The organism is Conexibacter woesei DSM 14684, assembly GCF_000025265.1.
In the GTDB taxonomy this organism is placed as follows: domain Bacteria; phylum Actinomycetota; class Thermoleophilia; order Solirubrobacterales; family Solirubrobacteraceae; genus Conexibacter; species Conexibacter woesei.
Genome location: NC_013739.1, coordinates 1,625,717 through 1,648,037, shown reverse-complemented (window position 1 = coordinate 1,648,037; position 22,321 = coordinate 1,625,717). Strand labels below are relative to the sequence as shown.

Sequence of the window (22,321 nt, the reverse complement as noted above, 5' to 3'; positions counted from 1 at the left end):
CGTCCTCCCCATGGCCCATCCGACTCGCACCGCGCTCGGCACCTGGAGCGGCGGCCGCTTCATGCACTTCGGCGAGCCGCTCGACGACGAGCGCCTCATCGCGCTGCTGCGCCCGGACCCGATCGGCAGACCCGGCGCGGGGATCCACACGGTCCTGACGGCCGACACGTACGGCAGCGGCGACGCCGACCGCATGGTCGCGCAGGCGCTTCAGGGGATCGACCGCGACGACTACGTGCTCGTCGGCGCCGTCGGCCACGACTTCTACGACGGCGAGCGCGAGGGCGCGAAGGGCTTCCCGCGCTTCACCGACCCGCGCCTGCGCGGCCCCGACGACTACGCGTCGTACCTGCGCCGCGCGACGGAGGCGTCGCTGGAGCGCTGCGGCGTCGACCGCTTCGACCTGCTGCTGCTGCACAACCCCGACCGCACCGGCTATACGAGCGAGGTCGTGTGGGACGGGATGGCGGCGCTGCGCGACGCCGGTCTGACCGACCTGATCGGCGTCGCCCCCGGCCCGGCGAACGGCTTCACGCTCGACGTGATCGACTGCTTCGAGCGTTTCGGCGACCGGATCGACTGGGCGATGGTGATCCTCAATCCGCTCGAACCGTGGCCCGGCGAGCTGGTGCTGCCGGCGGCGGTCAGACACGACGTGCAGCTGATCACGCGCGTGGTCGACTACGGCGGGCTGTTCGGCGGCGACCTGCGCGACCCCGGCACGCTCGGCGCGCGCGACCACCGCAAGTTCCGCCCGGCCGGCTGGGTCGAGCGCGGGCTGGAGCGGATCGCACGGATGGAGGCGATCGCCGACCGCCACGGGCTCACGCCGCTCCAGCTCGCCTGCCAGTGGAACCTCGCGCACGCACCGGTCCGCTGCGTCGTCCCGACGCTGGTGCAGGAGGCCGGGCCGGACGCGAAGCCGGTCGAGGACAAGCGTGCCGAGCTGGCCGCGCTGCCGGCCGAGCTGCTGCTGAGCGCCGCCGAGGTCGACGAGCTGCGCGCGATCGGCGACAACACGGGCACGATGGCGCTGAAGGGCGCCGCCGTCGACCACGAGGGCGAGGCGAAGCCCGACCGCTGGAAGATCGACGCGCCGCTGAGCGAGCTGGCCGCGCGCTGGGCGATCGACCCGGCGAGGGATCTGGCGCAGCGCGCGTAGCGCGTAGCCGCAGCAGCCAGCCGCTAGGTCGTCTCCCCCTCGATCACGTGCATCACGGCGTTGATCAGCGCGAGGTGCGTGAACGCCTGCGGGTAGTTGCCGAGCTGCCGCCCACTGTGCGGGTCCAGCTCCTCCGCGAACAGGTAGAGCTTCGAGGCGCCCGCCAGCAGCCGCTCCAGCAGCGTCACCGCGCGGCGATGGTCGCCTATCTCCTCCAGCGCCGCGACGAGCCAGAACGAGCAAATCAGGAACGTCCCCTCCTCGCCTGAGAGGCCGTCGTCGGTCTCCTCGGTGCGGTAGCGCAGCACGAAGCCGTGGTCGGTCAGGTCGCGCGCGATCGCGCGCACGGTTCTCTCGACGCGCTCGTCCTCGGGACCGAGGAAGCGCACGAGCGGGACCAGCAGCGTCGAGGCGTCGAGCGCGTCGGTGTCGTAGTGCTGGCGGAAGACGCCGTCGCGGACGCCGTGCTCGAGGATGTCCGCCTTGATCTGGTCGGCGACCGCCTGCCACTCGCCCGCCAGCTCCGGCTCGCCGTGGATCTCCGCCAGCCGCGCGCCGCGGTCGAGCGCGACCCAGCACATCAGCTTCGAGGAGACATAGTGCTTCGGCTCGCCGCGCGCCTCCCAGATCCCCTGGTCGGGCTCGTCCCAGACCTCGATCGCGCAGCGAACCTGCGCCTCGAGCACCGGCCACAGCCGCTGCGGCAGCCGGCCGCCGACCTTCGTGTGCAGGTAGACCGAGTCGAGCACCGCGCCGTAGACGTCGTTCTGGCGCTGGTCGAAGGCGCCGTTGCCGATCCGCACCGGCCGCGCGCCGTCGTAGCCGGTGAGGTGGTCGAGCGTCCGCTCGGTCAGCTCCTTCTCGCCGTCGATGCCGTACATGATCTGCAGCGAGCCGTCCGGGTTGCGCGGCACGTCGGCGACGAACTGCATGAAGTCGTCCGCCTCCCAGTCGAGCCCGAGCGCGTGCAGCCCCCACAGCGTGAACGTCGCGTCGCGCATCCACGTGTAGCGGTAGTCCCAGTTGCGCTCGCCGCCGGGCGTCTCCGGCAGCGACGTCGTCAGCGCGGCGACCATCGCCCCGGTCGGCGCGTACGTCAGCCCCTTCAGCACCAGCGCCGAGCGCTGCAGGTAGACGCGCCACGGATGGTCGGGGAAGTGGCCGTCGTCGAGCCAGTCGCGCCAGAAGTGCGACGTGCGCTCCAGCATCGCCGTCGCCTCCGCCGCGTCCTGCGGCGCGCGCAGGCCCTGTCCCCACGACAGCGCGACGAAGCGCGTCTCGCCCTCCCGCAGCGTGTGGCGCGCACGAGCGCGATTGCCCTCGATCCCGATCCGCAGGTCGCTCGTCAGCCGCAGCGAGGCGGTGTGGTGGTGGGCGTCGACGGCGTCGTAGCCGTCGCCGACGACCGTCCACTCGGCCGGCTCACGCGCGTAGTCGAACATCGGCTCGCAGACCATCTCGATCTGCACGCTGCCCTGGATGCACTCGATCGTCCGCACCAGCATGTGCTCGGCGTCGTCGTCGGTCGGCGGCCGCGTCCGCGTCGTGACCGCGCTGTTGTCGTCGCTCCACGGGCCGATCGCGAGCGCGTCGCGCACGATCACCCAGCCCGACTGGGTCATCCACGTCGTCTCGACGATGTTCGTGCCGGGCTCGTAGCGACGCGCACCGGGGACGGTCGTGCCGTACGGGCCGAGCCGGAAGCCGCCGGCGCCGCGGTCCAGCAGCGCTCCGAAGATGCTCGGCGAGTCGAAGCGCGGCGCGCACAGCCACTCGATCGTGCCGTCGGGCGCCATCAGCGCGCCGGTGTGGCAGTCGGACAGGAACGCGTAGTCGCCGATCGGCGGGAACGGCGAGCTGGCGGGCGCTCTGCGGCGGCTGCTCGCGTTCGCGCGCGGCTTGGAGCGGGCGGACGGACGCGTCGCGCGCCGGCCTCTTCTCGGGGCGGCCCTCTCGCTCATCCGCTCCTGCTCCTCTCGCTCGGATCCGTCTGGCGGTCAGAGCATGCTGTCACGCTGATGGACGTTCCGCCATTCGAGCCCCGTCCGCAGTCCGCGCAGCTGCTCCGCGGCCGGCGCGCGCTCGTGACCGGCGCCGACTCCGGCATCGGCCAGGGGATCGCGTACGAGCTGGCCGCGCACGGCGCCGCGGTCGCGATCGACCACGTCGGCACGCCGGACGTCGCCACGGCGATGGCGGAGCAGATCGGGCGCGGCGGCGGTGACGCGTTCGCGCTGGCGATGGACGTCAGCGACGAGCGATCCGTCGAGGACGGCTTCGCGCGCGCCGCCGAGCGGCTCGGCGGGCTCGACCTGCTCGTCAACAACGCCGGCGTCGAGAAGCAGTATCCGCTCGTCGAGATGCCGTTCGCCGAGTGGCAGCGCGTGCTCGCCGTCAACCTCACCGGCGTCTTCCTCTGCTCGCGCGCGGCGGCGCGGCTGATGACCGCCGACGGCGCCTCCGGTCCTCGCGCGATCGTCAATCTCTCCTCCGTCCACGAGCTGATCCCGTGGGAGGGCTTCTCGCACTACAGCGCGACGAAGGGCGGCGTGAAGCTGTTCGCGCAATCGATCGCGAAGGAGCTGGCGCCGCACGGCGTGCGCGTCGTCAGCGTCGCGCCGGGCGCGATCGAGACGCCGATCAACGCCGGCGTGCTCGCCGACCCCGCGGCTCGCCAGGCCGTCGAGGACCAGATCCCGCTCGGCCGCTGGGGCACGGTCGGCGACGTCGCCGCCGCCGTCGCCTGGGTCGCCTCCGAGCAGGCCGCCTACGTCACCGGCTCGACGCTGTTCGTCGACGGCGGGATGACGACGTATCCGAGATTCGTGTGAGAGAGCGGAAGAGCGAGCCGCTAGGCGAGTTCTTCCAGTGTGCAGCAAGCGCGCAGCGCGCAGCTAAACACTGTTCCAGAAGTCGAGGCCGAGGTTGCTCAGCAGGTTCTGCGCCTCGATGTTGAGGCGGAAGAACTCGCCCGTCCAGATCAGGATCCCCATCGCGATCAGGACGACGCCGCCGGTCCCGATCACCGCGCCGTAGTGGCGCTTGACGAACGCGAACGCCGTCGTCATGCGCCCGAACGCGATCGACGTCAGCAGGAACGGGATCGCCAGCCCGGCCGAGTAGAAGGCGAGCAGCAGCGCGCCGCGCCCGGCCGAGTCCGACAGCGCCGCCGCGGACAAGATCGCGCCGAGCGTCGGGCCGATGCACGGCGTCCAGGCGATCGCGAAGGCGGCGCCGGCGATCACGGGGCCCCCGCGGCCGGCGCGCGCCATCAGCCCGCCGACGTGGAACTCGCGGTTGAGTCTCGTCACGAACGGTGCCGCGACGAAGAAGACGCCCATCGCGATGATCACCGCGGCGGAGATCTTCTCCAGCAGCTCGCGGTGGTCCTGCAGCGTCGAGCCGACCGCGGTCGCGCCGAGGCCGAGCAGGATGAAGATCGTCGAGAACGACAGCACGAACATCAGGCTCGGGCCGAGCACGCGCAGCGTCCCGCCGCGCTCGCGCGCCTGGTCGGGCGTCACCCCGGCGACGGCCGAGATGTAGCCCGGCACGAGCGGCAGCACGCACGGCGACAGGAACGAGACGAGGCCCGCCGCGAGGGCGAGCGGAATGCCGACTCCAGAAGCGGGATCCATCGTGCCCTGGAGGGTATCTTGCGAACAACGACCGCAAGGAGAGAGACCCGTATGGCAACCGCCGTTCGCACGCTCCGCAACTTCATCGACGGGCAGCACGCCGACCCCGCGGAGGGCCGGACGGAGCCGGTCCTGAACCCGGCGACCGGCGCGCAGATCGCCGAGGCGCCGCTGTCGACCGGGGCCGACGTCGACCGTGCCGTCGCCGCCGCCCGCCGCGCCTTCGACGGCTGGGGCGGCGCGACCCCGGGCGAGCGCTCGGTCGCGCTGCTGAAGATCGCCGACGCGGTCGAGGCGCACGGCGACGAGCTGGCACAGCTGGAGGCCGAGAACGCCGGCAAGCCGCTGGAGGCGGTCAAGTCGGACGAGATCCCCGTCTTCGTCGACAACCTGCGCTTCTTCGCCGGCGCCGCCCGCATCCTCGAAGGCAAGTCCGCCGGCGAGTACATGGCCGGCTACACGTCGATGATCCGGCGCGAGCCGATCGGCGTGGTCGGCCAGATCGCGCCGTGGAACTACCCGCTGATGATGGCCGGCTGGAAGATCGGACCGGCGCTGGCGGCCGGCAACACGGTCGTGCTGAAGCCGGCCGAGACAACGCCCGTGACGACGCTGCGGCTGGCCGAGATCGCCGCCGAGTTCCTGCCGCCGGGCGTGCTGAACGTGATCACCGGCCACGGCGACCCGGCCGGGCAGGCGCTCGTCACCCATCCAGAGGTCGACATGGTCTCGCTGACCGGCTCGGTCGGCACCGGCAAGTGGATCGCGAAGGCGGCGGCCGACTCGCTCAAGCGCGTCCACCTGGAGCTGGGCGGCAAGGCGCCGGTCGTGGTGTTCGACGACGCCGACCTCGACGCGGTCGCCGAGGCGATCGCCGGCGCCGGCTACTACAACGCCGGGCAGGACTGCACCGCCGCGACGCGCGTGCTCGTCGGCGGCGGGCTCCACGACGACCTCGTCGCGGGGCTCGCATCGCAGGCGCAGGGGCTCGTGATCGGCGACACGATGTCGGCCGACACGACGCTGGGGCCGCTCAACTCCGCGCGCCAGCGCGAGCGCGTCGCCGGCTTCGTCGAGCGCAAGCCGGGCAACGCCGAGGTCGTCACCGGCGGCCGCGCCCCCGACCGCGCCGGCTTCTTCTACGAGCCGACCGTCGTCGCCGGCCTGCGCCAGGACGACGAGATGATCCAGCAGGAGATCTTCGGGCCCGTCATCACCGTCCAGCGCTTCTCCGACGAGGACGAGGCGCTCAGATGGGCCAACGGCACGCCGTACGGGCTCGCGTCGTCGGTCTGGACGCGGGACGTCGGCCGCGCGCTGCGGATGTCGAAGGCGCTGAAGTTCGGCTGCGTCTGGATCAACGACCACATCCCGCTCGTGTCGGAGATGCCGCACGGCGGCTTCAAGCAGTCCGGCTACGGCAAGGATCTGAGCCAATACGGCTTCGAGGACTACACGCAGATCAAGCACGTGATGGCGAACATCCAATGACCGTCGCGGCCCGGAACGGTCGCCCGACAGACAAGAAATCTCCGTTCTGCTGTCACAAAATGCCGCGTGCGGCTAGTTAAAGATCGATGAGAGCAGTTGGGGAGCGTCTTCGAGATGAAGTACGGTCCCCCCTACCAACCCGGTCGACGGGGCTTGCGAGCAACTTTGCGCCGCAGGCCCCGTTGAACGGGTAGGAGATTCCAGTGGAAGCGTCTTCGATCCCAGCCACGGCAGGTGTTCCCCGGCAGAAGAGCCGGGCCTCCGTCGGCCCCCTGCTGCGGCTGCGCTCCGACGAGCAGCTCGTCAAGCTCTTTCGCCAGGGCAACGAAGAGGCGTTCCGCGCGATCCACGATCGCTACCGCGCACGCCTGTTCGCCTACACGCGCCAGATGCTGTCCGGCTCGAGGCAGGACGCCGAGGACGCGCTGCAGGACGTCTTCGTGCGCGCGTACGGCGCGCTGCGCGCCAACGACCGCGAGGTCTCGCTGCGCGCCTGGCTCTACCGCGTCGCGCACAACCGCTGCATCGACGAGCTGCGACGGCCCGCGCCGCCGCCGCCTGAGATGTTCGAGCAGATCCGGCCGCCGGCGAACGACCCGATCGCCGAGACCGAGCAGCGCGAGTCGCTGCGGCGCCTGGTCGAGGACGTCAGGCGGCTGCCGGAGCAGCAGCGCTCCGCCCTCCTGATGCGCGAGATCGTCGGCATGTCGTACGCCGACCTCGCCGCGGCGCTCGACGTGACCGTCCCGGCCGTCAAGTCGCTGCTGGTGCGCGCCCGCATGGGCCTCGCGCAGGCCGCGGAGGCGCGCGACACCGCCTGCGTCGAGATCCGCGAGGAGCTGGTCGGCGCGCACGACCGCGGGGTCCGCGCCAGCGGCCTCGCGCGGCGCCACATGCACGACTGTGCCGGCTGCCGCGCGTACAAGAGAGAGCTGAAGTCGATGCGCGAGCGCTTCGCCGCGCTGACGCCGGCGCTCGGGCCGTTCGCGCTGGTCGCGAAGCTGCTCGGCATCGGCGGCGGCGGCGCGGCCGCGGGCGGCACCGCAGCCGGCGGCGGGGCCGCCGCCGGCGGTGCGGCGGCGGTCGGCTACGGCGCGGCCGTCGGCGGCACCGTCAGCGCGGGCCACGTCGCGGCCGTCGTCGCGGCGGCGGTCGTCGGCGCCGGCGGCGCGGTCGAGGTCAAGCGCACGCTGAACCCGCCCCAGCAGTCCGCCAAGGGCGCGGCGATCGTGCAGGTCGAGAAGCCGCGTGACCGGCCGACCTTCGCGGCCGCGGTCGCGGCGGACACGGCGCCGGCCGTCGCGGCGACGCCCGCCTCGTCGGCCTCCGCCTCGACAGACGCGCGTGGGACGGCGGAACCGGCGAAGGTCAAGGACGCGCGGCCGAGAGCCACGGCGCCGGCGCGCGTCGTCGCGACCCCGCCCACGACCGCTCCGATCACGACCGGCAACGGCAACGGCGGCGCTGAGGCGCCGGCCGACGAGACGCTCGAGGAGCCGGTCGTCGTCGACCCCGTCACGACGCCGCCGGCGGAGCCGACGACCGGGAGCGGCGGCACTACGGGGACCGGCGGGACGACCGGCAGCGGTGGCACGACCGGCACCGGCGGGACCACCACCGGCGGCACGACGACCGCGCCACCGACCGGCGGCACGGCCGGGACGGGCTCCGGCGCACCGCCGACGACCGCGCCGACGACGCCGACGACCGGGTCGACGCCCACGACGCAGCCGCCCGCGACGCCGTCGTCGACCGGCGGCGCCGGCACGACGCCGAGCAACACGAACCCGCCGGCCCGCTGAGCGACCCGCTTCCGGCAGGCGGCGCCGGCGCGGTGAGCGGCGGCGGCGAGGCGACGGCGCTCGGTGGTGCGACCGCGCGACGGGCGCTGATCCTGACGGCGTCGATCGGCGGCGGCCACGACCTGCCCGCCGAGCGGCTGCGCGAAGGGCTCGCCGAGCGCGGGATCGAGGCGACCGTCGAAGACGGCCTGCGGGCGCTGGGCAGCCCGCTCGACCGCATCGCGCTCGGCGGCTCGCGCTTCCACTCGGCGCTCGGCAACCGGCTGTTCGACCTCGAGTACGCGCTGATCGCGCAGGTGCCGCCGACGCGCGCCTTCGCACAGGCCGCGACGACGCGGCTCGGCCGCCGCGGGCTGCTGCGGCGGATCGCCGACAGCGGCGCCGACGTCGTCGTCTCGACCTATCCCGGCGTCAGCGAGGTGCTCGGCCGCCTGCGCGCCTACGGCGCCCTCACGACGCCCGTCTGCTCCGCGATCACCGACCTCGCCGCACTGCGCTGGTGGGCGCACCCGGGCATCGACCTGCACCTCTGCATCCATCCCGAGTCGATCCCGGAGATCGCGCGGATCGCGCCCGGGACGCGCGTCGTGGCGGTGCGCGGCTTCTCCGACCCCGCCTTCCTCTCCCCGCCCCCGCGCGCCGCGGCGCGCACCGCGCTCGACCTCCCGCCCGACGAGCCGGTCGTTGCCGTCTCCGGGGGCGGCTGGGGCGTCGGCGACCTGCTCGGCGCGACCGCGGAGGCGCGCGCCGCCGGCGCGGTCGCCGTCGTCGTCTGCGGCCACGCCGACGCCGTCCGCGCGGCGATCGACACCCGCTTCGCGGACGACCCGAGCGTGCGCACGCTCGGTTTCACGACGCGCCTGCCGGAGCTGTTCGCGGCCGCGGACGCGCTCGTCCATACCACCGCCGGGCTGACCGTCCTCGAGGCGATCATGTGCGGCTGCCCGCCGATCTCCTACGGCTGGGGCCGCGCGCACATCCGCGCCAACGATCGCGCGTACGCGCGCCACCGCCTCGCCGCCGTCGCGCGCGACCGTGCCGCGCTGCGGACCGCGCTGCGCGCCGCGCTCGACGGCCCGCCGCTGCCCGCCGGCGCCTTCGCCGCGCTCCCCGCCGCCGCCGACGAGGTCGCGGCGCTGTCCGGGGCTACGCTCGCAGCCTGCTGACGGCCGGCGAGGCCGCCAGCAGCGCGACGCCTGCCGCGACCAGCGCGAGGCCACCCCACACCAGCGGCGCGGAGGAGCCCCACTGCTCGCCGCCGGCCACCCTCGCGCCGAGCACCGGGACGACCACCTGCAGCACCAGCACGGGCGGTGCGACGCGCGTCGCGGGCAGCAGCTGGAGCGCCGTCATCTCGCACAGGAACCCGACCCCCGCCGCGGCCGCCGCCGCGAGTGTCCACAGCAGCACGAGCCCGATCCGCCCGCGCTCCAGCTCCGCCGCGACGAGCGCCGCCGCCAGCGCCGCGAACGCGTCCCCCGCACCAGCCGCGACGACGAGCGGCCCGCCCCGCGTGTCGCCGCGCACCGCGCGCAGCAGCCACGGCAGCGCCGCGGCGGCGACGAGCAGCGCGAGCACGACGACGAGCCCTGTCCCGTGCATCGCCGACTCCGCGCGCTGCGGTGCTGCGACGGCGATCGCGAGCACCCCAGCGACGATCCCGGCCGTCGCCAGCAGCTCGCGGCGGCCGATCGGCTCGCGCAGGTAGAAGTGCCCGAGCGCGAGCAGCAGCAACAGCCCGAGCGCCAGCATCGGCTGCACGAGCGCGAGCGGCGCGAGCGTCAGCGCCGCGACCTGGAGCGGATAGCCGACGAGCGACAGCGCGGTTCCGGCGAGCCAGCGGCGTCTGGCGGCCAGCCGCCGCGCCAACGACAGGCGCAGCGCGTGGCGCTGGTCGACGGTGCGCGCCTCGATCGCCTGCAGCGCGTAGCCGCACTCGTAGCAGCCCGCCGCCGCGGCGGCGATCGCCATCCCCGCAAGGTTGCCGCCGTCCATCGCATGAGACGATACGGGGGTGCCTGCGCTGCCGCCGTCCGCCGCCGCAGCGGCCGCCGCGGCGTGGTCGCTGCCCGCGCTCGCCCCCGTCGCCGTCCCGGTCGCGCGCGCCCTCCGCGTCCCGCGTCGCGTCGCGGCTCCCGGCGTCGCGCTGACGTTCGACGACGGTCCCCATCCAGACGGCACGCCGGCCGTGCTCGACGCGCTCGCGGCCGCCGGCGCGCGCGCGACGTTCTTCCTCGTCGGCGAGCAGGCGGAGCGCCACCCGGCGCTCGTGCGGCGGATCGTGCGGGAGCGCCACACGCTCGCGGTGCACGGCTTCCGCCATCGCTGCCAGCTGCGGCTCTCGCCCGCCGCCGTCGCGCGCGACGCGGTCCGCGGGGCGCAGGCGATCGAGCAGGCGAGCGGCGTCCGCTGCGGCCTCTACCGCCCCGCGTACGGGATCTTCTCCGCCGGCGGCCTGCGCGCCGTTCGGCGCGCGGGCTTCGACGTGCTGCTGTGGTCGCACTGGGGGCGCGACTGGCGCAACGCGACCGGCGCGGCGCGGATCGCCGCGCTGGCGGCGGCCGCGCCCGCCGCCGGCGACGTGATCCTGCTGCACGACTCCGACGTCTTCAGCGAGCCCGGCTGCTGGCGTCAGACGGCCGCGGCGCTGCCGGCGATCCTCGCTGCGATCGCCGGCGCGGGGCTGGCCGCGGACGCGACCGCCGGCGCGGGTCCGGGCTAGGCGGTCACGAGCGCGTCGCCGGCGGTCAGCTCCTCGCCCCGGCGCCACGCGACGTAGCGGCGGACGCCCTCCTCGAACGGCGTCCGCGCGCTCCAGCCCAGCTCGCTCGCAGCCCGCTCGCCGCAGACCGCGACGCCGCCGAAGTCGGCCGTGCGCGCGGGCGTGAAGACGATCTCCGTCTCGCCGACGACGTCGCGCACGACCTCGGCGATCTCGCGGATCGAGACGTCGCGGTCGCTGACGAGGTTGTAGACGCGGCAGCTGTCCTCGCGGCACGGCTGCAGCGCGCGCACGGCGCCCTCCGCCAGGTCCTCGACGTAGACGAAGCGGCGCGACTGGGCGCCGTCGCCGGCGATCGTCAGCGGCTCGCCCGCGAGCGCCCGCTCGACGAACGCGGGCACGACCGCCGCCGGCCGCGCGCGCGGGCCGTAGGGGATGCCGAAGCGCAGGATCGTCGTCCGCACGCCGTAGAGCGCGGCGTAGGAACGGCAGTACGCCTCGCCCGCGAGCTTCGTCGCCGTGTACAGGTGGCTCGGCAGCGCGAGCTGCTCATCCTCGTCCACGCGCCGGCTCGCACCGTCGGAGTAGACCCAGATCGTGGACGCGTAGAGGACGTGCTCGATCGCCTGGCCGCGGGCGGCCTCCAGCACGTTGAACGTGCCGCGCGAGTTGAGCGCCTCCGCGCCGGCGGGGTCCTTCGCGACCTCGCCGACGTCGGCCGCGGCGGCGAGGTGGAGGACCGCGTCGCAGCCCTCCATCGCCGCGCTCAGCGCGGCCGGGTCGAGGATGTCGCCGATCACCGTCTCGACCTCGTCCGGTGCGTGGAACGGCGACGGCCGGCGGTCGAACGAGCACGGCGTGTGCCCCGCCGCGTGCAGCTGGTCGACCACGTGCGAGCCGATGAAGCCCGAGCCCCCGGTCACGAGCACTCTCATCGCGTGCCTCCCGTCGTCGCCGCGACGGCGGCATGGTCGCCCTGCGGGCGGTAGTAGAGCGGTGCGCACCAGTGGTTGCCGGCGACCCAGTCGCTGTTCGGCAGCTCGACGTCGTGGCCCATCACGCGGTGGCACGGCTGGTCGTAGACCTTGCCGGTCGAGCGTTCGAGCGGGTCGAACGTGACGTACTTGTAGTAGCCGGACTCCATCCCGTCCGGCAGGCGCAGCCGGCCCGGGTTGGCGGGGTCGAGCGTCTCGCGCGCCACCTGCCGCTTCCACGCGACCAGCTCCTCCATCCGCTCGGTCTGCACCAGCCCGAGCGCGGCCGTGAACTCGCTCATGCGGAAGTTCAGCCCGTGCTGGACGTGGTCGGGCTTGCCGTAGTTGCGGAAGCCGCGCGCGAAGGCGATCAGGTCGTCGTGACGCGAGACGAGCATGCCGCCCTCGCCTGTGGAGACCGTCTTGGTCGCGTAGAACGACCAGACGCCCGCGTCGCCGAACGAGCCGGGCCGCCGGCCGTTCCAGACGGCGCCGTGGGCGTGCGCGCAGTCCTCGATCAGGAAGATGCCGTGCGCGCGGCAGTAGTCGGCGATCCGCTCGCTGTCGAACGCGATGTGACCGCCGATGTGGACGAGCACCGCGGCACGCGGTCTGTGCGCCTCCGCCTTGCGCTCGAAGTCCTCGAACGACATGCAGAGGTCGTCGCGGTTGCAGTCGGCGAAGACCACCTCCGCGCCTGCCGCGGCGATCGCGAGCGGCGTCGCCATGAACGTGTTCGACGGACACAGGACGCGCTGTCCCGCGACCTCGGCGTACGCGAGCGCGGCGAGCGCCGCGCCGGTCCAGCTTGCGGTCGCGACGGCCGGCAGGCCGTTCCATTCCGACCAGGCCGCTTCAAAGCGGCGTGTGAGCTCTCCCTCGGACCACTGCTCCGATGCGATCACGTCGTCCCACAGCTGGTGCAGGCGGTCGGTGTCGCGGCGATCGAATCCGATCGCGAAGCGAGTGTGTGCGGGTGAGACGGGGGCCTCGTCTTCCATGCCGGGCAACGTACCAACGGGATTTCGGGCCGACGGTGCGGCTAGCCCCCGCTCACGAGACCGGCACGCCGCCTTCTGCGGCGGCCGGCCGCGCCCCCGGCCGTGCACTGCGATAACGTCGCGCGCCGTGGATCCGCTGCTGCCCCCGCTCGACCATGAGGAGCTGTACGTCCGGCGGGGCCCCCGCTCGGGCCTGCCGACGATCGTCGCGGTCCACTCGACGGCGCGCGGCCCGGCGCTCGGCGGCTGCCGCGTCTGGAACTACGACGACCCGACGCTCGCCGCGCGCGACGCGCTGCGGCTGGCGCGAGCGATGACGTACAAGGCCGCCTGCGCCGACCAGCCGCTCGGCGGCGGCAAGGGCGTGATCGCGCTCCCGCCCGGGCTGAGGTTGACGGGCAGACGGCGCCGTGCGGCGCTGCTCGACTTCGGCGAGACGGTCGAACAGCTCGCGGGCCGCTACGTGACCGCCGAGGACGTCGGCATCGGCAGCCGCGACATGCCCGTGATCGCGCAGACAACCAGCCACGTCTCCGGCCTCGCGCGCAGCCGCGGCGGCTCGGGCGACCCGAGTCCGTTCACCGCGCTCGGCGTCGAGACGGCGATCAGGACGACCTGCGCGCGGGTGTTCGGCGACGCCTCGCTGGCCGGCCGTTCGATCGCGATCGTCGGCCTCGGACACGTCGGCTCGCGCGTCGCGGCGCGCTGCGCCAGAGCCGGCGCGAGACTGCTGCTCGCCGACGTCGACCCGGCCAAGCGCGCGCTCGCCGACGAGCTGGGCGCACGCTGGACGACGCCGGCGCGCGCGCTGACGGCGAAGGTCGACCTGCTCTCCCCGTGCGCGCTCGGCGGCTTCCTCGACGAGGCGATCGTGCCGCGGCTGCGCTGCCGCGCGATCGCCGGCGCGGCCAACAACCAGCTCGCGACCGACGCCGTCGCCGGCCTGCTCGCGATGCGTGGGATCCTGTGGGCGCCCGACTTCGTCGTCAGCGCGGGCGGGATCGTCAACATCGCCGTCGAGCTGGAGCCCGGCGGCTACGACGCCGCCGTCGCGCGGCGCCGCGTGCGCGCGATCGGCGCGACGCTCGACGAGATCTTCTCCGCCGCCGAGGCGCAGCGCACGACGCCGCTCGCCGCCGCCGTCGCGCTCGGCGAGCAGCGACTCGCCGCGGTCTGAGCGACCTGCGGCAGTTTGCACCCCTCTGAGGGGTGCAGACTGCCTCACATCGCCATCGAGGAGCGAGAGGAGAACCGCCGATGTTCGTCGCAGTCGCGATCCACTATCCGACGTCCGAGCACGTCGAGGACTTCGCCGCGTACATGCGTCGCGTGCGCACCGCCGTCGGCGCCCCGCCCGGGCTGATCAGATTCGACAGCTGGCGCGACCCCGGCGGCGGCCGCCTCTTCGGGCTGTCCGTCTGGGAGTCGCAGGCGGCGTTCGAGGCCGCGCTGCCGCTGATCGGCAGCCTCCGGGACGAGCACCGCCCCGAGTGGGACGCCAGACCCGACGACATCCTGCTCGGCGTTCCGCTCTAGCCTCGTGCCCTGACCAGCCGCCTCGCCGCCCTGCCGCGATCGGGTACGGTCGGGGGCGGGGAGAGCAGACGTGGACGAACCATGGGGCGTCGAGGCGAACGGGGGCGCCGGCCCGAGCCGGACCGGCACCGTCGCCGTGCCCTGGGACGTGCTCGGACCCGACGTCGCGGCGAAGCTGCAGCCGTCGGTCGACACGCTCGTCGAGGACGTGCTCGCGTCGGTCGTGCGCGCCGACGTCCCGCGCGAGTGGGTCGTCGGGGTGCCGAACGCGCGCAACGGGGTCGAGCACGGCCTGCGCGGGCTGCTGGAGCTGATCGAGACCGGACCGCGCGAGCAGCTGCCCGGCCTCGAGCTCTACTTCGGCTTCGGCCGCGGTCAGCTGCGCGCCGGGCGTTCGCTCGGCGGTCTGCTGGCCGCGTACCACCACGGCGCCCGCGCGACCTGGCAGGCGATCGCGCGGCGCAGCAGCGGCGCGGGCCTCACGCACGAGACGCTCGGCGCGTTGGCCGACGCGATCCTCGCCTACCTCGCCGAGATCTCAGCCGCCTCGGCCGAGGGGTTCGCGTTCGAGCAGGCGGCGCTGGGCGCCGACCGCGACGACGGCCGCCGCCGGCTCGTCGCAGCGATCGCCCGCGTGCCGGCGGCGTCCGCCGCGGAGCTGCACGCGCTCGCACGGACGATCGACTGGCGCGCCGACCGCCCAGTCGCCGTGCTCGCGTTCAGGCACGAGCGGATCGAGCGGGTCGCCGCGCGGCTGGCGGCCGATGCGCTGCTCGCGCGCGTCGACGGCACCGGCTACGCGCTCGTGCCCGACCCCGACGGCCCCGGCCGCGCGGCCGGGCTGCGCGCGCGGCTGCGCGACGTGCGCGCCGCGCTCGGGCCGACGGTGGAGCTGACCGCGGCGGCGGAGTCGGCGCGCTGGGCGCGGCTCGCGCTCGCGCTCGGGGCGCCGGGCGCCGACGGCACGCGTGCCGCGCCCGCGCTCGTCGTCGCCACCGAGCACCGCGTCGACCTGCTGCTGCTGTGCGCGCCCGCGCTGGCGAGCGGGCTCGCGGAGGAGCTGCTGGCGCCGCTCGACGACGCGCCGGAGGCGACTCGTGAGCGGCTGCTGGAGACGCTCGCCGCGTGGCTGCGCCACCAGGGCGCGGCGAACCTCGCCGGCGAGGAGCTGCACGTCCACGCGCAGACGGTCCGCTACCGCGTCGCGCAGCTGCGCGACCTGCTCGGCGAGCGGTTGGACGACGCGGAGGGCCGGCTCGAGCTGGAGCTGGCCCTCCGTGCGCGTCGCCTGCGTGCTTCGACCGGTGCTGCTGACCGCTAGCCGATCACACTGCGGACGAGCGGCGTGTACCCGCTGCTGTTGCCCGCTCTGTTCGGGTGGAAGCTCTCGCCGATCGCGAAGAGGTTGAACCCGTTGAGCCATGCGCTGCCGGAGCAGATCGCGTGGCCGGTGAACGACGGGATCGCGCTGACGTAGCTGAACCCGTAGGAGCCCGCCGCCGTCGCGATCGTGCTGCTGAGCAGGTCGGCCGTGCCGTTGAGCGCGGTGCGCTCGCCGGCGTCGATGCCGAAGGTGCCGCCGCAGCTGGACGCGCTGAAGAGGCGCGGGTAGCCGAGCACCGCGACTCTCGCCGCCGGCGCCTGTCTCTGGATCGCGGCGTAGACGGTGCTGAGCTTGCCCGGCAGCGTCGTTCTGATGTACGCCTCCGCTCTGGCGATCGCCGGTCCGCAGCTGCCGGTGACGCACGCGCTGACGACGCTCGAGAAGCCGGCGTCGTTGCCGCCGATCGTGATCGAGACGAGCTCCGTGCCGGCGGTGACGGACGCGATCTGGTTCGCCATCACGTCGTCGGTCGTCGCGCCACTGCACGCGACGAACGTGAGGTTCGTGTTCGGGCGCTGTCTCGACGCCAGGTACGGGTAGGCGTAGATGCCGCGCTGGCAGCCCGAGTTGAGCGTGTACGAGCCCGTGCCGGTGCCCGACGAGTACGAGTCGCCGAGCGCGACGTAGTCGTCGGCGGCGAGCGCCGTTCCGGCGCTGCCGAAGAGCGCCAGCGCACAGACCATCGGCGCGAGCGGTCGCAGGACCTTCCGCATGAGTGTTTCCCCTCCTCCTGTGGTGTCGGCCTGCCCGGGCCTGCCCTCAGAGCGACCGTACCGAGTGGGGACCGCCCGCGTCTCTGCAATGCACGACAAAATTGCAGACAGAGATGTGTGTTCTGCTCAACCGCCGCGCGGGCGCCCGACGCGCCCGAGCGCGACCGGCCACGGCGGCCGCTCGACGCCCTCCGGCAGCCGTCCCTCGTCGTCGAGCTTGTCGAGGTGCGCGGCGAGCGTGATCGCCGCCGCCGGCCGCAGGACCGCGGGCGCGTCCGCCCATGCCGCCGCGAGCAGCTCGTCGACCGTGCGCAGTCCGGCACCGAGCGCCTCCAGCACGAGCCGCTCGCGCTCGACCCGATGCGCGCGGTACTCCGCCAGCTTCGCCTCCGGGTCTGTCACGAGCGGGCCGTGGGCGGGGCAGATCAGCGCCGGCCGCAACCGCCGCAGGCGCTCCAGCCCGGCGAGGTAGTCGGCGAGCGCGCCCGGGTCGGGGATCAGCAGCGAGCTGCCCTCGCCGAGCACCGCGTCGCCGCTGAAGACGATCTCGCCGAGCGCGAACGCGAGGTGGTCGGGCGCGTGGCCGCGGGTCGCGACGGCCGTCAGCGGCCCGGCGCGGTCGCCGTCGGCGAGCAGCAGCTCGACGTCGCCGCGAGCGGCCGCGATCGGCACCGCACCGGCGCGCTCGCGCAGCGGGCCGACCGCCTCGGCGTGGTCGGGGTGGTCGTGCGTGAGCGCGATCCCGCCGAGCCCGCCGCGCCGCTCCAGCTCGGCCGCGAGCGCGTCGAGATGCGACGCGAGTGCGGGCCCGGGGTCGATCACCCACGCCGGGTCGCGGCCGACGATCCAACTGTTGGTGCCGGTCAGCGTGAACGGGCCGGGGTTGCCGGCCCGGACCTCGGCGACGTCGCGACGCGCGAGCAGGTCCACCGCGCCACCGCTCAGCGCGGGTCGAGCCGGTAGACCGGTCCCTGCTGCGAGGTGATGTAGATCCGTCCCATCAGATCCTCGCCGAACGACGTCGGGTTCGGGACCTGCAGCCGCAGCGCGCGGCGGTCGGTCGCTCTGGGCGTCCGCAGGCGCGCGCTCAGCAGGTTGCCGGCGCAGAAGTCGGCGTAGACGTAGCGGCCCTGCAGCGCCGGCAGCCGCGGGTCGCGGACGACGTAGCCGCCGGTCACCGAGCAGCCGCCGTCCCGCCCGTACTCGAGCACCGGCGGGACGGCGTTGGCGACGCGCAGGCTCTTGTCGACGCGGTTGGTCCCCTCCCACTCGCGCCAGCCGAAGTTCGCGCCGCGGCCGGCGCCCTTCGCACGGCTCACGAAGTCGATCTCCTCGCGCTCGTTCTGGCCGACGTCGCCGATGCTGAGGTCGCCGGTGTCGCGGTCGAACGAGAAGCGCCACGGGTTGCGCAGGCCCCACGACCAGATCTCCGGCCGCGCCCCGGCGCGGCCGACGAACGGATTGTCCGCCGGCACCGAGTACGGTCTGCTGCCGCTCTGGCGTGGGTCGATCCGCAGCAGCTTGCCCAGCAGCGTGCCGAGGTTCTGCGCGTTGCCGATGCGGCCGTGCTGGTCGAACCCGCCGCCGCCGTCGCCGAAGCCGATGTAGAGCAGTCCGTCTGGGCCGAACAGCAGCAGCCCGCCGTTGTGGTTGGCCTCCGGCTGCGTCTGGGAGAGCACGAGCCGTGCGCTGCCGCCGTCGGCGCGGTCCGGGCTGGAGCCGCGCCGGAACTCGACGATCTCGCTGTTGCCGTCGCGGTTGGTGTAGTCGACGTAGAAGCGGCCGCTCTGCGCGTAGTCGGGCGCGAACGCGACCGACAGCAGTCCCTGCTCACCGCCGCTCTTGACACGACCCGAGATGTCGAGGAACGGCGCCCGCAGCGTTCTGCCGTCGCGCACGACCCGGATCCGCCCCGCCTGCTCGACGATGAACAGGCGGCGTCTGTCGCCCGGCGCCTGCGTGACGTAGATGGGCTGGTCGAAGCGGCCTATGCGCGTCAGGCCGATCGCCGTGCTGCGCTGCGCAGGGCTGGCGTCGGGTCCGCTGACGGGACCGGTCTGCGCCTGCTCGGCCGGCGTGTCGCCGCAGGCGGCGAGGGCGACCACGAGCGCGGTCGCGGTCAGCAGCGACGTGATGCGGACGCGACCGTGCACAGACCGAGGATTGCAGATCTGGCGGCGCGTCAAGCCGCGCGCCGCCCCGCCGACCACCGGGGGGAGGCGCGTCCGCTTCGCCTCCACCCTGCTGGCGGAGTCCGCGCTGCCCGCGGAGCTGGTCGAAGGGCTGCCCGAGGCGTTCTACGCGCACGTGCTGGCGAAGCCGGAGCTGCGCGCGATCGTCGAGCGGCACTCGACCGTCGAACGGCTCGCGGAGACGCTGAAGCGCTACTTCCGCGGCGTCTTCGAGGGCACCTTCGACGCCCGCCGCGTCCAGGACGTCGTCCGCATCGGCGGCGTGCACGACCGCATCGACCTGCCGATCGGCGCCTTCATCGGGGCGATACTGCAGCTCGACCGCGTCGCGATCCCGTGGCTCGTCGAGCGCCACGGCGACGACCCCGAGCGGCTCTCGCAGGCGCTGATGGCGTACCGCAAGGTGATGACCGCCGACATCGCGATCGTGACGCAGACGTTCATCGACGCGCGCGACCGCACCGTCGAGCTGGTCGAGCAGCTGGAGCAGCAGACGCGCCGCGTCGCCGACGAGCAGCGCGAGGTGACGACCGTCTCGCAGTCGCTCGCCGCCGCCGCGCAGCAGTCGTACGCCTCCGCGACGGAGCTGAGCCGCACCTCGACCGGCATCGCCGAGCGCGCGACCGGCGCGAACGAGCTGATGGCGCAGTCGGTCGAGCTGGCGCGCGGCGGCGCCGACGTCACGACGGGGACCGATCGCGCCGTCGGCGACATGCGCAGCGGCGTCGAGCAGATCTCCGAGCAGATCGCGTCGCTGACCGAGCAGACGCGCGAGATCTCGACGATCGTCACCGGCATCCGCGAGATCGCCGACCAGACCAATCTGCTCGCGCTCAACGCCGCGATCGAGGCGGCGCGCGCCGGCGAGCATGGGCGCGGCTTCGCCGTCGTCGCCGACGAGGTGCGCCGGCTCGCCGACCGCACGCGCGAGGCGTTGCAGGACATCACGCAGCTCAACGCCAACTCGCTCGCGGCGATCGAGTCGGTCAGCGGCGCCGTCGCGGCGACCGGCGACCAGGTCTCCGCGGTCGAGTCGCACGCCGGTGCGGCGCGCGAGAGCTTCAACGCGATCAACGACGCGATCGGCTCGACCGCCGGCTCGCTCGGCGAGATCGTCGACGGCGTCGGCGACGTCTCGCGCTCGGCCGACGAGCTGACCGGCGTCTCGCAGCAGGTCGCGAGCATGGCGGAACGGCTCGGCAGCCTCGGCGAGTCGCTCGCCGGCTCGCTCGACGACGCGCGCGACCTGATCGAGGACGCGCGCCGCTGAGGGGCGTGGGCCGCCGAAGGCGCGGCGGCCCGTCCAACTCCCCCGAATTGGACGGGCCGCGCCTCTCCCCCTGTGGGGCTCTGGAAGCGCTCGAGGTCTACGACTCAGGCCATGGCGTCGCCGCGACGAGGCCTTCCTGACCCGCCGCGGCCCACAGCTCCTCCGCGACGTGCGGCGCCAGCGGCGCGAGGCACTGGATCGCGGTCAGCAGGGCGCTCTGGAGCGCCGCCGTGTCGCTCGGCGTCAACTCGCCCTGCTGTCTGATCACGCGCTGCTCGAAGTCTCTGATCCGCTCGACGAGCGTCATCACGTTGCGGGCGGCGCGGTGGGTCTCCAACCCCTCCATGTTCTCGGTGATGCGGCGGACCGCGACGCCGCGCCAGTTCTCCAGCCGCCCGCGCAGCTTGACCGCGCCCTCCTCCGGATCGGGCTCGGGGACCTCGCCGACGCCCTCGATCCGCGGCAGCGCGTAGCCCCAGAAGTTGACGAGCCAGCGGCGGCAGTACTGCAGCGCCTGGTCGGTCCAGGTGAGGATGTTCGTCGGCGCGGCCGCGTAGAGGACCGCGAGCCGCACGGTGTCGGCGCCGACGCGCGCGAGCAGCTCGTCGGGGTCGACGACGTTGCCGAGGTGCTTGCTCATCTTGCGGCCGTCGAGGTGGACCATCTCGTGCATCAGCACGCGCTCGTGCGGCTCGCCCTGCTCGATGTGCGGCAGCACGCCGACGTCACGCAGGACCTTCGCGGTCATCCGCTGGTCGAACATCGAGCCGCCGCCGTCCGCGCCCCAGATCACCTGGTGGACGGGCAGCCACCGTCTCAGCTCGTCGTGGTCGAACATCGTCTGCTCACGGCCCTCCGCCGGGACCGAGAACGGCAGCCACTGCCAGAGGCCGTCGACGTGGCAGTCGAGCGTGTCGGTCTCGCGCCGGGCCTCGCCGCCGCACTGCGGACAGCTCGCCGTGGCGAAGTCGTCGCGCTGGGCGAGCACGTTGCCCTCGCCGGTCGGGCGCAGGTCGTCGGGCAGCCGCACCGGCAGCTGGTCCTCCGGCACCGCGACCGTGCCGCACGCGTCGCAGTGCACGAGCGGGATCGGCGCGCCCCACGCGCGCTGGCGCGAGATCGGGAAGTCGCGCGCCTTGTAGCGCGCCGCCTCGCGCACGCGCGGCGGGCCGGGCGGCAGCTTCCACGCGAACAGCGATCTGCCGCCGCTCTGCAGCCGCTGCGAGATCGCGGCGTCGGTGCGGTCGACCGACGGGATCCCGAGCACGGCGGTGCGGCCGAAGCGTGCGTCGACCGCCGGCGTGACGATCACGGGCAGCGGGTCCTTGTAGCCGGCGATGCCGAGCGTGCGGCCGCTGTCGACGATCGGGACGTTGTCGGCGCCGCGCTCGTCGCGCGCGATCCCGCCGCTGCGGATCCGTGCGACCTGTTCGCGCACGTCGTCGTCGAGAGTCCATGCGTCGATGTCGGGATGGCTCGGCGACAGTGCCACGAACTCGGCCTGCTCGACCGCGTCGCCGTGGGGCGTGAAGACCGTCAGCTGCGTCCCATCGAGCGTCGCGCCGTCGAGCTCGACGCCGTCGACGCGGCCGAGCATCGTCCGCTGCGCGCCGACCGCGGCGGAGTTCCAGCCGCCGAGCAGCTCCATCCCGCGCTCGTTCTCCTCCAGGTAGCGGCTGATCCCGAGGTACCACTGCGAGCGCTCGACCAGGCGCGTCGGCTCGTGGCAGCGCCAGCAGGTGCCGTCCTCGACCTGCAGGCTCGCGAGCACGGTCTTGCAGTTGTCGCACCAGTCGACCTGGCCTTCGGCGTGGTAGACCAGGCCCTCTCTGAGCAGCAGCAGGAACAGCCACTGGGTCCACTTGTACAGCTCGGGCTCGCTCGTGACCCACTCGCGCTCCCAGTCGAACGAGTAGCCGAGCCGGTCGAACTGCTCGCGCATCCGCACGCGGCACTGCTGGACCCATTCGTTCGGGGTCAGCTCGTTCTTGATCGCACCGATCTCGGTCGGCAGGCCGAACGCGTCGAAGCCGATCGAGAACAGCACCGCACGGCCGCGCGTGCGCAGGAAGCGCGCGTAGGCGTCACTTATCGAGTAGCTGCGGATGTGACCCATGTGAGCGCTGCCCGAGGTGAAAGGGCACGCCGCGAAGATGTAGGCAGGGCGCTCGCCCTCGCTCGGCGCGGGGGTCGCGAAGACGCCCGCCTCGCGCCACGCCTCCTGCCACCGCGCTTCGATCGCTGCCGGCGTGTACTCCGGCGTGACGCTTTGTGAGGCCATCGTCCCCCCAGTTCGGCCTGACTGGCAGATTCACCACCGCGAACCCGGCACTCGCATGCTGTGCGCGCCGGCCGGTGAACGTTCGTTAATCCGAAGATCGACTGTCAACTGCGATCCGCGCCGATCTTCAGTTTCTTCACGATGTGATTTTCAGT

At 73.7% G+C, this 22,321-nt stretch carries 19 protein-coding genes; 10 read left to right on the top strand and 9 right to left on the bottom strand.

What is annotated here, in order from left to right; translation table 11 throughout:
* The first annotated feature begins 10 nt into the window (after positions 1-10).
* A complete protein-coding gene (locus CWOE_RS07775) occupies positions 11-1,162 on the top strand; it encodes an aldo/keto reductase (protein ID WP_012933035.1) in 1,152 nt (383 codons plus the stop codon).
* 23 nt (positions 1,163-1,185) lie between these two features.
* Here the strand turns inward: CWOE_RS07775 and CWOE_RS07770 are convergent, their stop codons facing one another.
* A complete protein-coding gene (locus tag CWOE_RS07770; protein WP_012933034.1) occupies positions 1,186-3,123 on the bottom strand; it encodes a glycoside hydrolase family 15 protein in 1,938 nt (645 codons plus the stop codon).
* 57 nt (positions 3,124-3,180) lie between these two features.
* On the opposite strand from CWOE_RS07770, the gene CWOE_RS07765 reads away from it, so the two are divergent.
* Positions 3,181-3,993: a glucose 1-dehydrogenase gene (locus CWOE_RS07765; protein ID WP_012933033.1), complete on the top strand. Its 813-nt coding sequence runs from the start codon at positions 3,181-3,183 to the stop codon at positions 3,991-3,993.
* 63 nt (positions 3,994-4,056) lie between these two features.
* Here CWOE_RS07765 and CWOE_RS07760 read toward each other — a convergent pair whose 3' ends face one another.
* On the bottom strand, positions 4,057-4,800 hold the full coding sequence (locus tag CWOE_RS07760; protein ID WP_012933032.1) for a cytochrome c biogenesis CcdA family protein: 744 nt from the start codon (positions 4,798-4,800) through the stop codon (positions 4,057-4,059).
* A 51-nt stretch (positions 4,801-4,851) separates the two neighbouring features.
* On the opposite strand from CWOE_RS07760, the gene CWOE_RS07755 reads away from it, so the two are divergent.
* The 3 genes from CWOE_RS07755 (at position 4,852) to CWOE_RS30400 (ending at position 9,259) form a co-directional block, all read left to right on the top strand.
* Positions 4,852-6,291, top strand: coding sequence for a gamma-aminobutyraldehyde dehydrogenase (locus CWOE_RS07755; protein ID WP_012933031.1), 1,440 nt, complete (start codon positions 4,852-4,854; stop codon positions 6,289-6,291).
* A 203-nt stretch (positions 6,292-6,494) separates the two neighbouring features.
* A complete protein-coding gene (locus CWOE_RS07750) occupies positions 6,495-8,093 on the top strand; it encodes an RNA polymerase sigma factor (RefSeq protein WP_012933030.1) in 1,599 nt (532 codons plus the stop codon).
* A gap of 32 nt (positions 8,094-8,125) precedes the next feature.
* Positions 8,126-9,259: an MGDG synthase family glycosyltransferase gene (locus CWOE_RS30400; RefSeq protein ID WP_012933029.1), complete on the top strand. Its 1,134-nt coding sequence runs from the start codon at positions 8,126-8,128 to the stop codon at positions 9,257-9,259.
* Here CWOE_RS30400 and CWOE_RS07740 read toward each other — a convergent pair.
* Positions 9,240-10,088 (bottom strand): hypothetical protein, encoded by an 849-nt coding sequence (locus tag CWOE_RS07740; RefSeq protein WP_012933028.1) that lies wholly within the window; start codon positions 10,086-10,088, stop codon positions 9,240-9,242. The genes CWOE_RS30400 and CWOE_RS07740 overlap by 20 nt on opposite strands.
* A 19-nt stretch (positions 10,089-10,107) precedes the next feature.
* Here CWOE_RS07740 and CWOE_RS07735 point away from each other — a divergent pair, with 19 nt between their 5' ends.
* The gene (locus CWOE_RS07735) at positions 10,108-10,815 is read left to right on the top strand and encodes a polysaccharide deacetylase family protein (protein ID WP_012933027.1); all 708 of its coding nucleotides are present in this window, start codon (positions 10,108-10,110) and stop codon (positions 10,813-10,815) included.
* Here CWOE_RS07735 and CWOE_RS07730 read toward each other — a convergent pair.
* Positions 10,812-11,750: an NAD-dependent epimerase/dehydratase family protein gene (locus CWOE_RS07730; RefSeq protein ID WP_012933026.1), complete on the bottom strand. Its 939-nt coding sequence runs from the start codon at positions 11,748-11,750 to the stop codon at positions 10,812-10,814. The two genes, CWOE_RS07735 and CWOE_RS07730, sit on opposite strands and share 4 nt — an antisense overlap.
* Positions 11,747-12,790, bottom strand: a complete 1,044-nt coding sequence (locus CWOE_RS07725) for a DegT/DnrJ/EryC1/StrS family aminotransferase (protein WP_012933025.1) — start codon at positions 12,788-12,790, stop codon at positions 11,747-11,749. Before CWOE_RS07725 ends, CWOE_RS07730 begins: the two co-directional genes overlap by 4 nt.
* Positions 12,791-12,917: 127 nt before the next feature.
* On the opposite strand from CWOE_RS07725, the gene CWOE_RS07720 reads away from it, so the two are divergent.
* The 3 genes from CWOE_RS07720 to CWOE_RS07710 all read left to right on the top strand — a co-directional run bounded on the left by CWOE_RS07720 (position 12,918) and on the right by CWOE_RS07710 (position 15,647).
* Positions 12,918-13,967: a Glu/Leu/Phe/Val dehydrogenase dimerization domain-containing protein gene (locus tag CWOE_RS07720; RefSeq protein WP_012933024.1), complete on the top strand. Its 1,050-nt coding sequence runs from the start codon at positions 12,918-12,920 to the stop codon at positions 13,965-13,967.
* An 80-nt stretch (positions 13,968-14,047) separates the two neighbouring features.
* On the top strand, positions 14,048-14,326 hold the full coding sequence (locus CWOE_RS07715) for an antibiotic biosynthesis monooxygenase family protein (RefSeq protein WP_012933023.1): 279 nt from the start codon (positions 14,048-14,050) through the stop codon (positions 14,324-14,326).
* A gap of 70 nt (positions 14,327-14,396) precedes the next feature.
* Positions 14,397-15,647 (top strand): PucR family transcriptional regulator, encoded by a 1,251-nt coding sequence (locus CWOE_RS07710; protein WP_012933022.1) that lies wholly within the window; start codon positions 14,397-14,399, stop codon positions 15,645-15,647.
* Here the strand turns inward: CWOE_RS07710 and CWOE_RS07705 are convergent.
* The 3 genes from CWOE_RS07705 to CWOE_RS07695 all read right to left on the bottom strand — a co-directional run bounded on the left by CWOE_RS07705 (position 15,644) and on the right by CWOE_RS07695 (position 18,576).
* Complete coding sequence (locus tag CWOE_RS07705) at positions 15,644-16,423, bottom strand: SGNH/GDSL hydrolase family protein (RefSeq protein ID WP_012933021.1); 780 nt, start codon at positions 16,421-16,423, stop codon at positions 15,644-15,646. The genes CWOE_RS07710 and CWOE_RS07705 overlap by 4 nt on opposite strands.
* A 126-nt stretch (positions 16,424-16,549) precedes the next feature.
* Positions 16,550-17,353 carry an MBL fold metallo-hydrolase gene (locus CWOE_RS07700; RefSeq protein WP_012933020.1) on the bottom strand — a complete coding sequence of 268 codons (804 nt, stop codon included), beginning with the start codon at positions 17,351-17,353 and terminating at the stop codon, positions 16,550-16,552.
* Positions 17,354-17,364: 11 nt separating this feature from the next.
* Entirely contained in the window at positions 17,365-18,576 is a 1,212-nt protein-coding gene (locus tag CWOE_RS07695) for a PQQ-dependent sugar dehydrogenase (RefSeq protein WP_012933019.1), read from the bottom strand.
* Positions 18,577-18,586: 10 nt separating this feature from the next.
* Between CWOE_RS07695 and CWOE_RS07690 the strand changes: the two genes are divergently transcribed.
* Positions 18,587-19,885, top strand: a complete 1,299-nt coding sequence (locus tag CWOE_RS07690) for a globin-coupled sensor protein (RefSeq protein ID WP_012933018.1) — start codon at positions 18,587-18,589, stop codon at positions 19,883-19,885.
* A gap of 97 nt (positions 19,886-19,982) precedes the next feature.
* On the opposite strand, the gene CWOE_RS07685 is transcribed toward CWOE_RS07690, so the two are convergent.
* On the bottom strand, positions 19,983-22,166 hold the full coding sequence (locus tag CWOE_RS07685) for a class I tRNA ligase family protein (RefSeq protein ID WP_012933017.1): 2,184 nt from the start codon (positions 22,164-22,166) through the stop codon (positions 19,983-19,985).
* Positions 22,167-22,321 lie beyond the last annotated feature (155 nt).

Bases quoted from the DNA above. Each gene is read 5' to 3' on its own strand.
- CWOE_RS07725 (WP_012933025.1), bottom strand. From the start codon at position 12,790: ATGGAAGACGAGGCCCCCGTCTCACCCGCACACACTCGCTTCGCGATC.
- CWOE_RS07715 (WP_012933023.1), top strand. From the start codon at position 14,048: ATGTTCGTCGCAGTCGCGATCCACTATCCGACGTCCGAGCACGTCGAG.
- CWOE_RS07740 (WP_012933028.1), bottom strand. From the start codon at position 10,088: ATGGACGGCGGCAACCTTGCGGGGATGGCGATCGCCGCCGCGGCGGCG.
- CWOE_RS07770 (WP_012933034.1), bottom strand. From the start codon at position 3,123: ATGAGCGAGAGGGCCGCCCCGAGAAGAGGCCGGCGCGCGACGCGTCCG.
- CWOE_RS07685 (WP_012933017.1), bottom strand. From the start codon at position 22,166: ATGGCCTCACAAAGCGTCACGCCGGAGTACACGCCGGCAGCGATCGAA.
- CWOE_RS07775 (WP_012933035.1), top strand. From the start codon at position 11: ATGGCCCATCCGACTCGCACCGCGCTCGGCACCTGGAGCGGCGGCCGC.
- CWOE_RS07705 (WP_012933021.1), bottom strand. From the start codon at position 16,423: ATGCGGAAGGTCCTGCGACCGCTCGCGCCGATGGTCTGTGCGCTGGCG.
- CWOE_RS07760 (WP_012933032.1), bottom strand. From the start codon at position 4,800: ATGGATCCCGCTTCTGGAGTCGGCATTCCGCTCGCCCTCGCGGCGGGC.
- CWOE_RS07730 (WP_012933026.1), bottom strand. From the start codon at position 11,750: ATGAGAGTGCTCGTGACCGGGGGCTCGGGCTTCATCGGCTCGCACGTG.
- CWOE_RS07765 (WP_012933033.1), top strand. From the start codon at position 3,181: ATGGACGTTCCGCCATTCGAGCCCCGTCCGCAGTCCGCGCAGCTGCTC.
- CWOE_RS07755 (WP_012933031.1), top strand. From the start codon at position 4,852: ATGGCAACCGCCGTTCGCACGCTCCGCAACTTCATCGACGGGCAGCAC.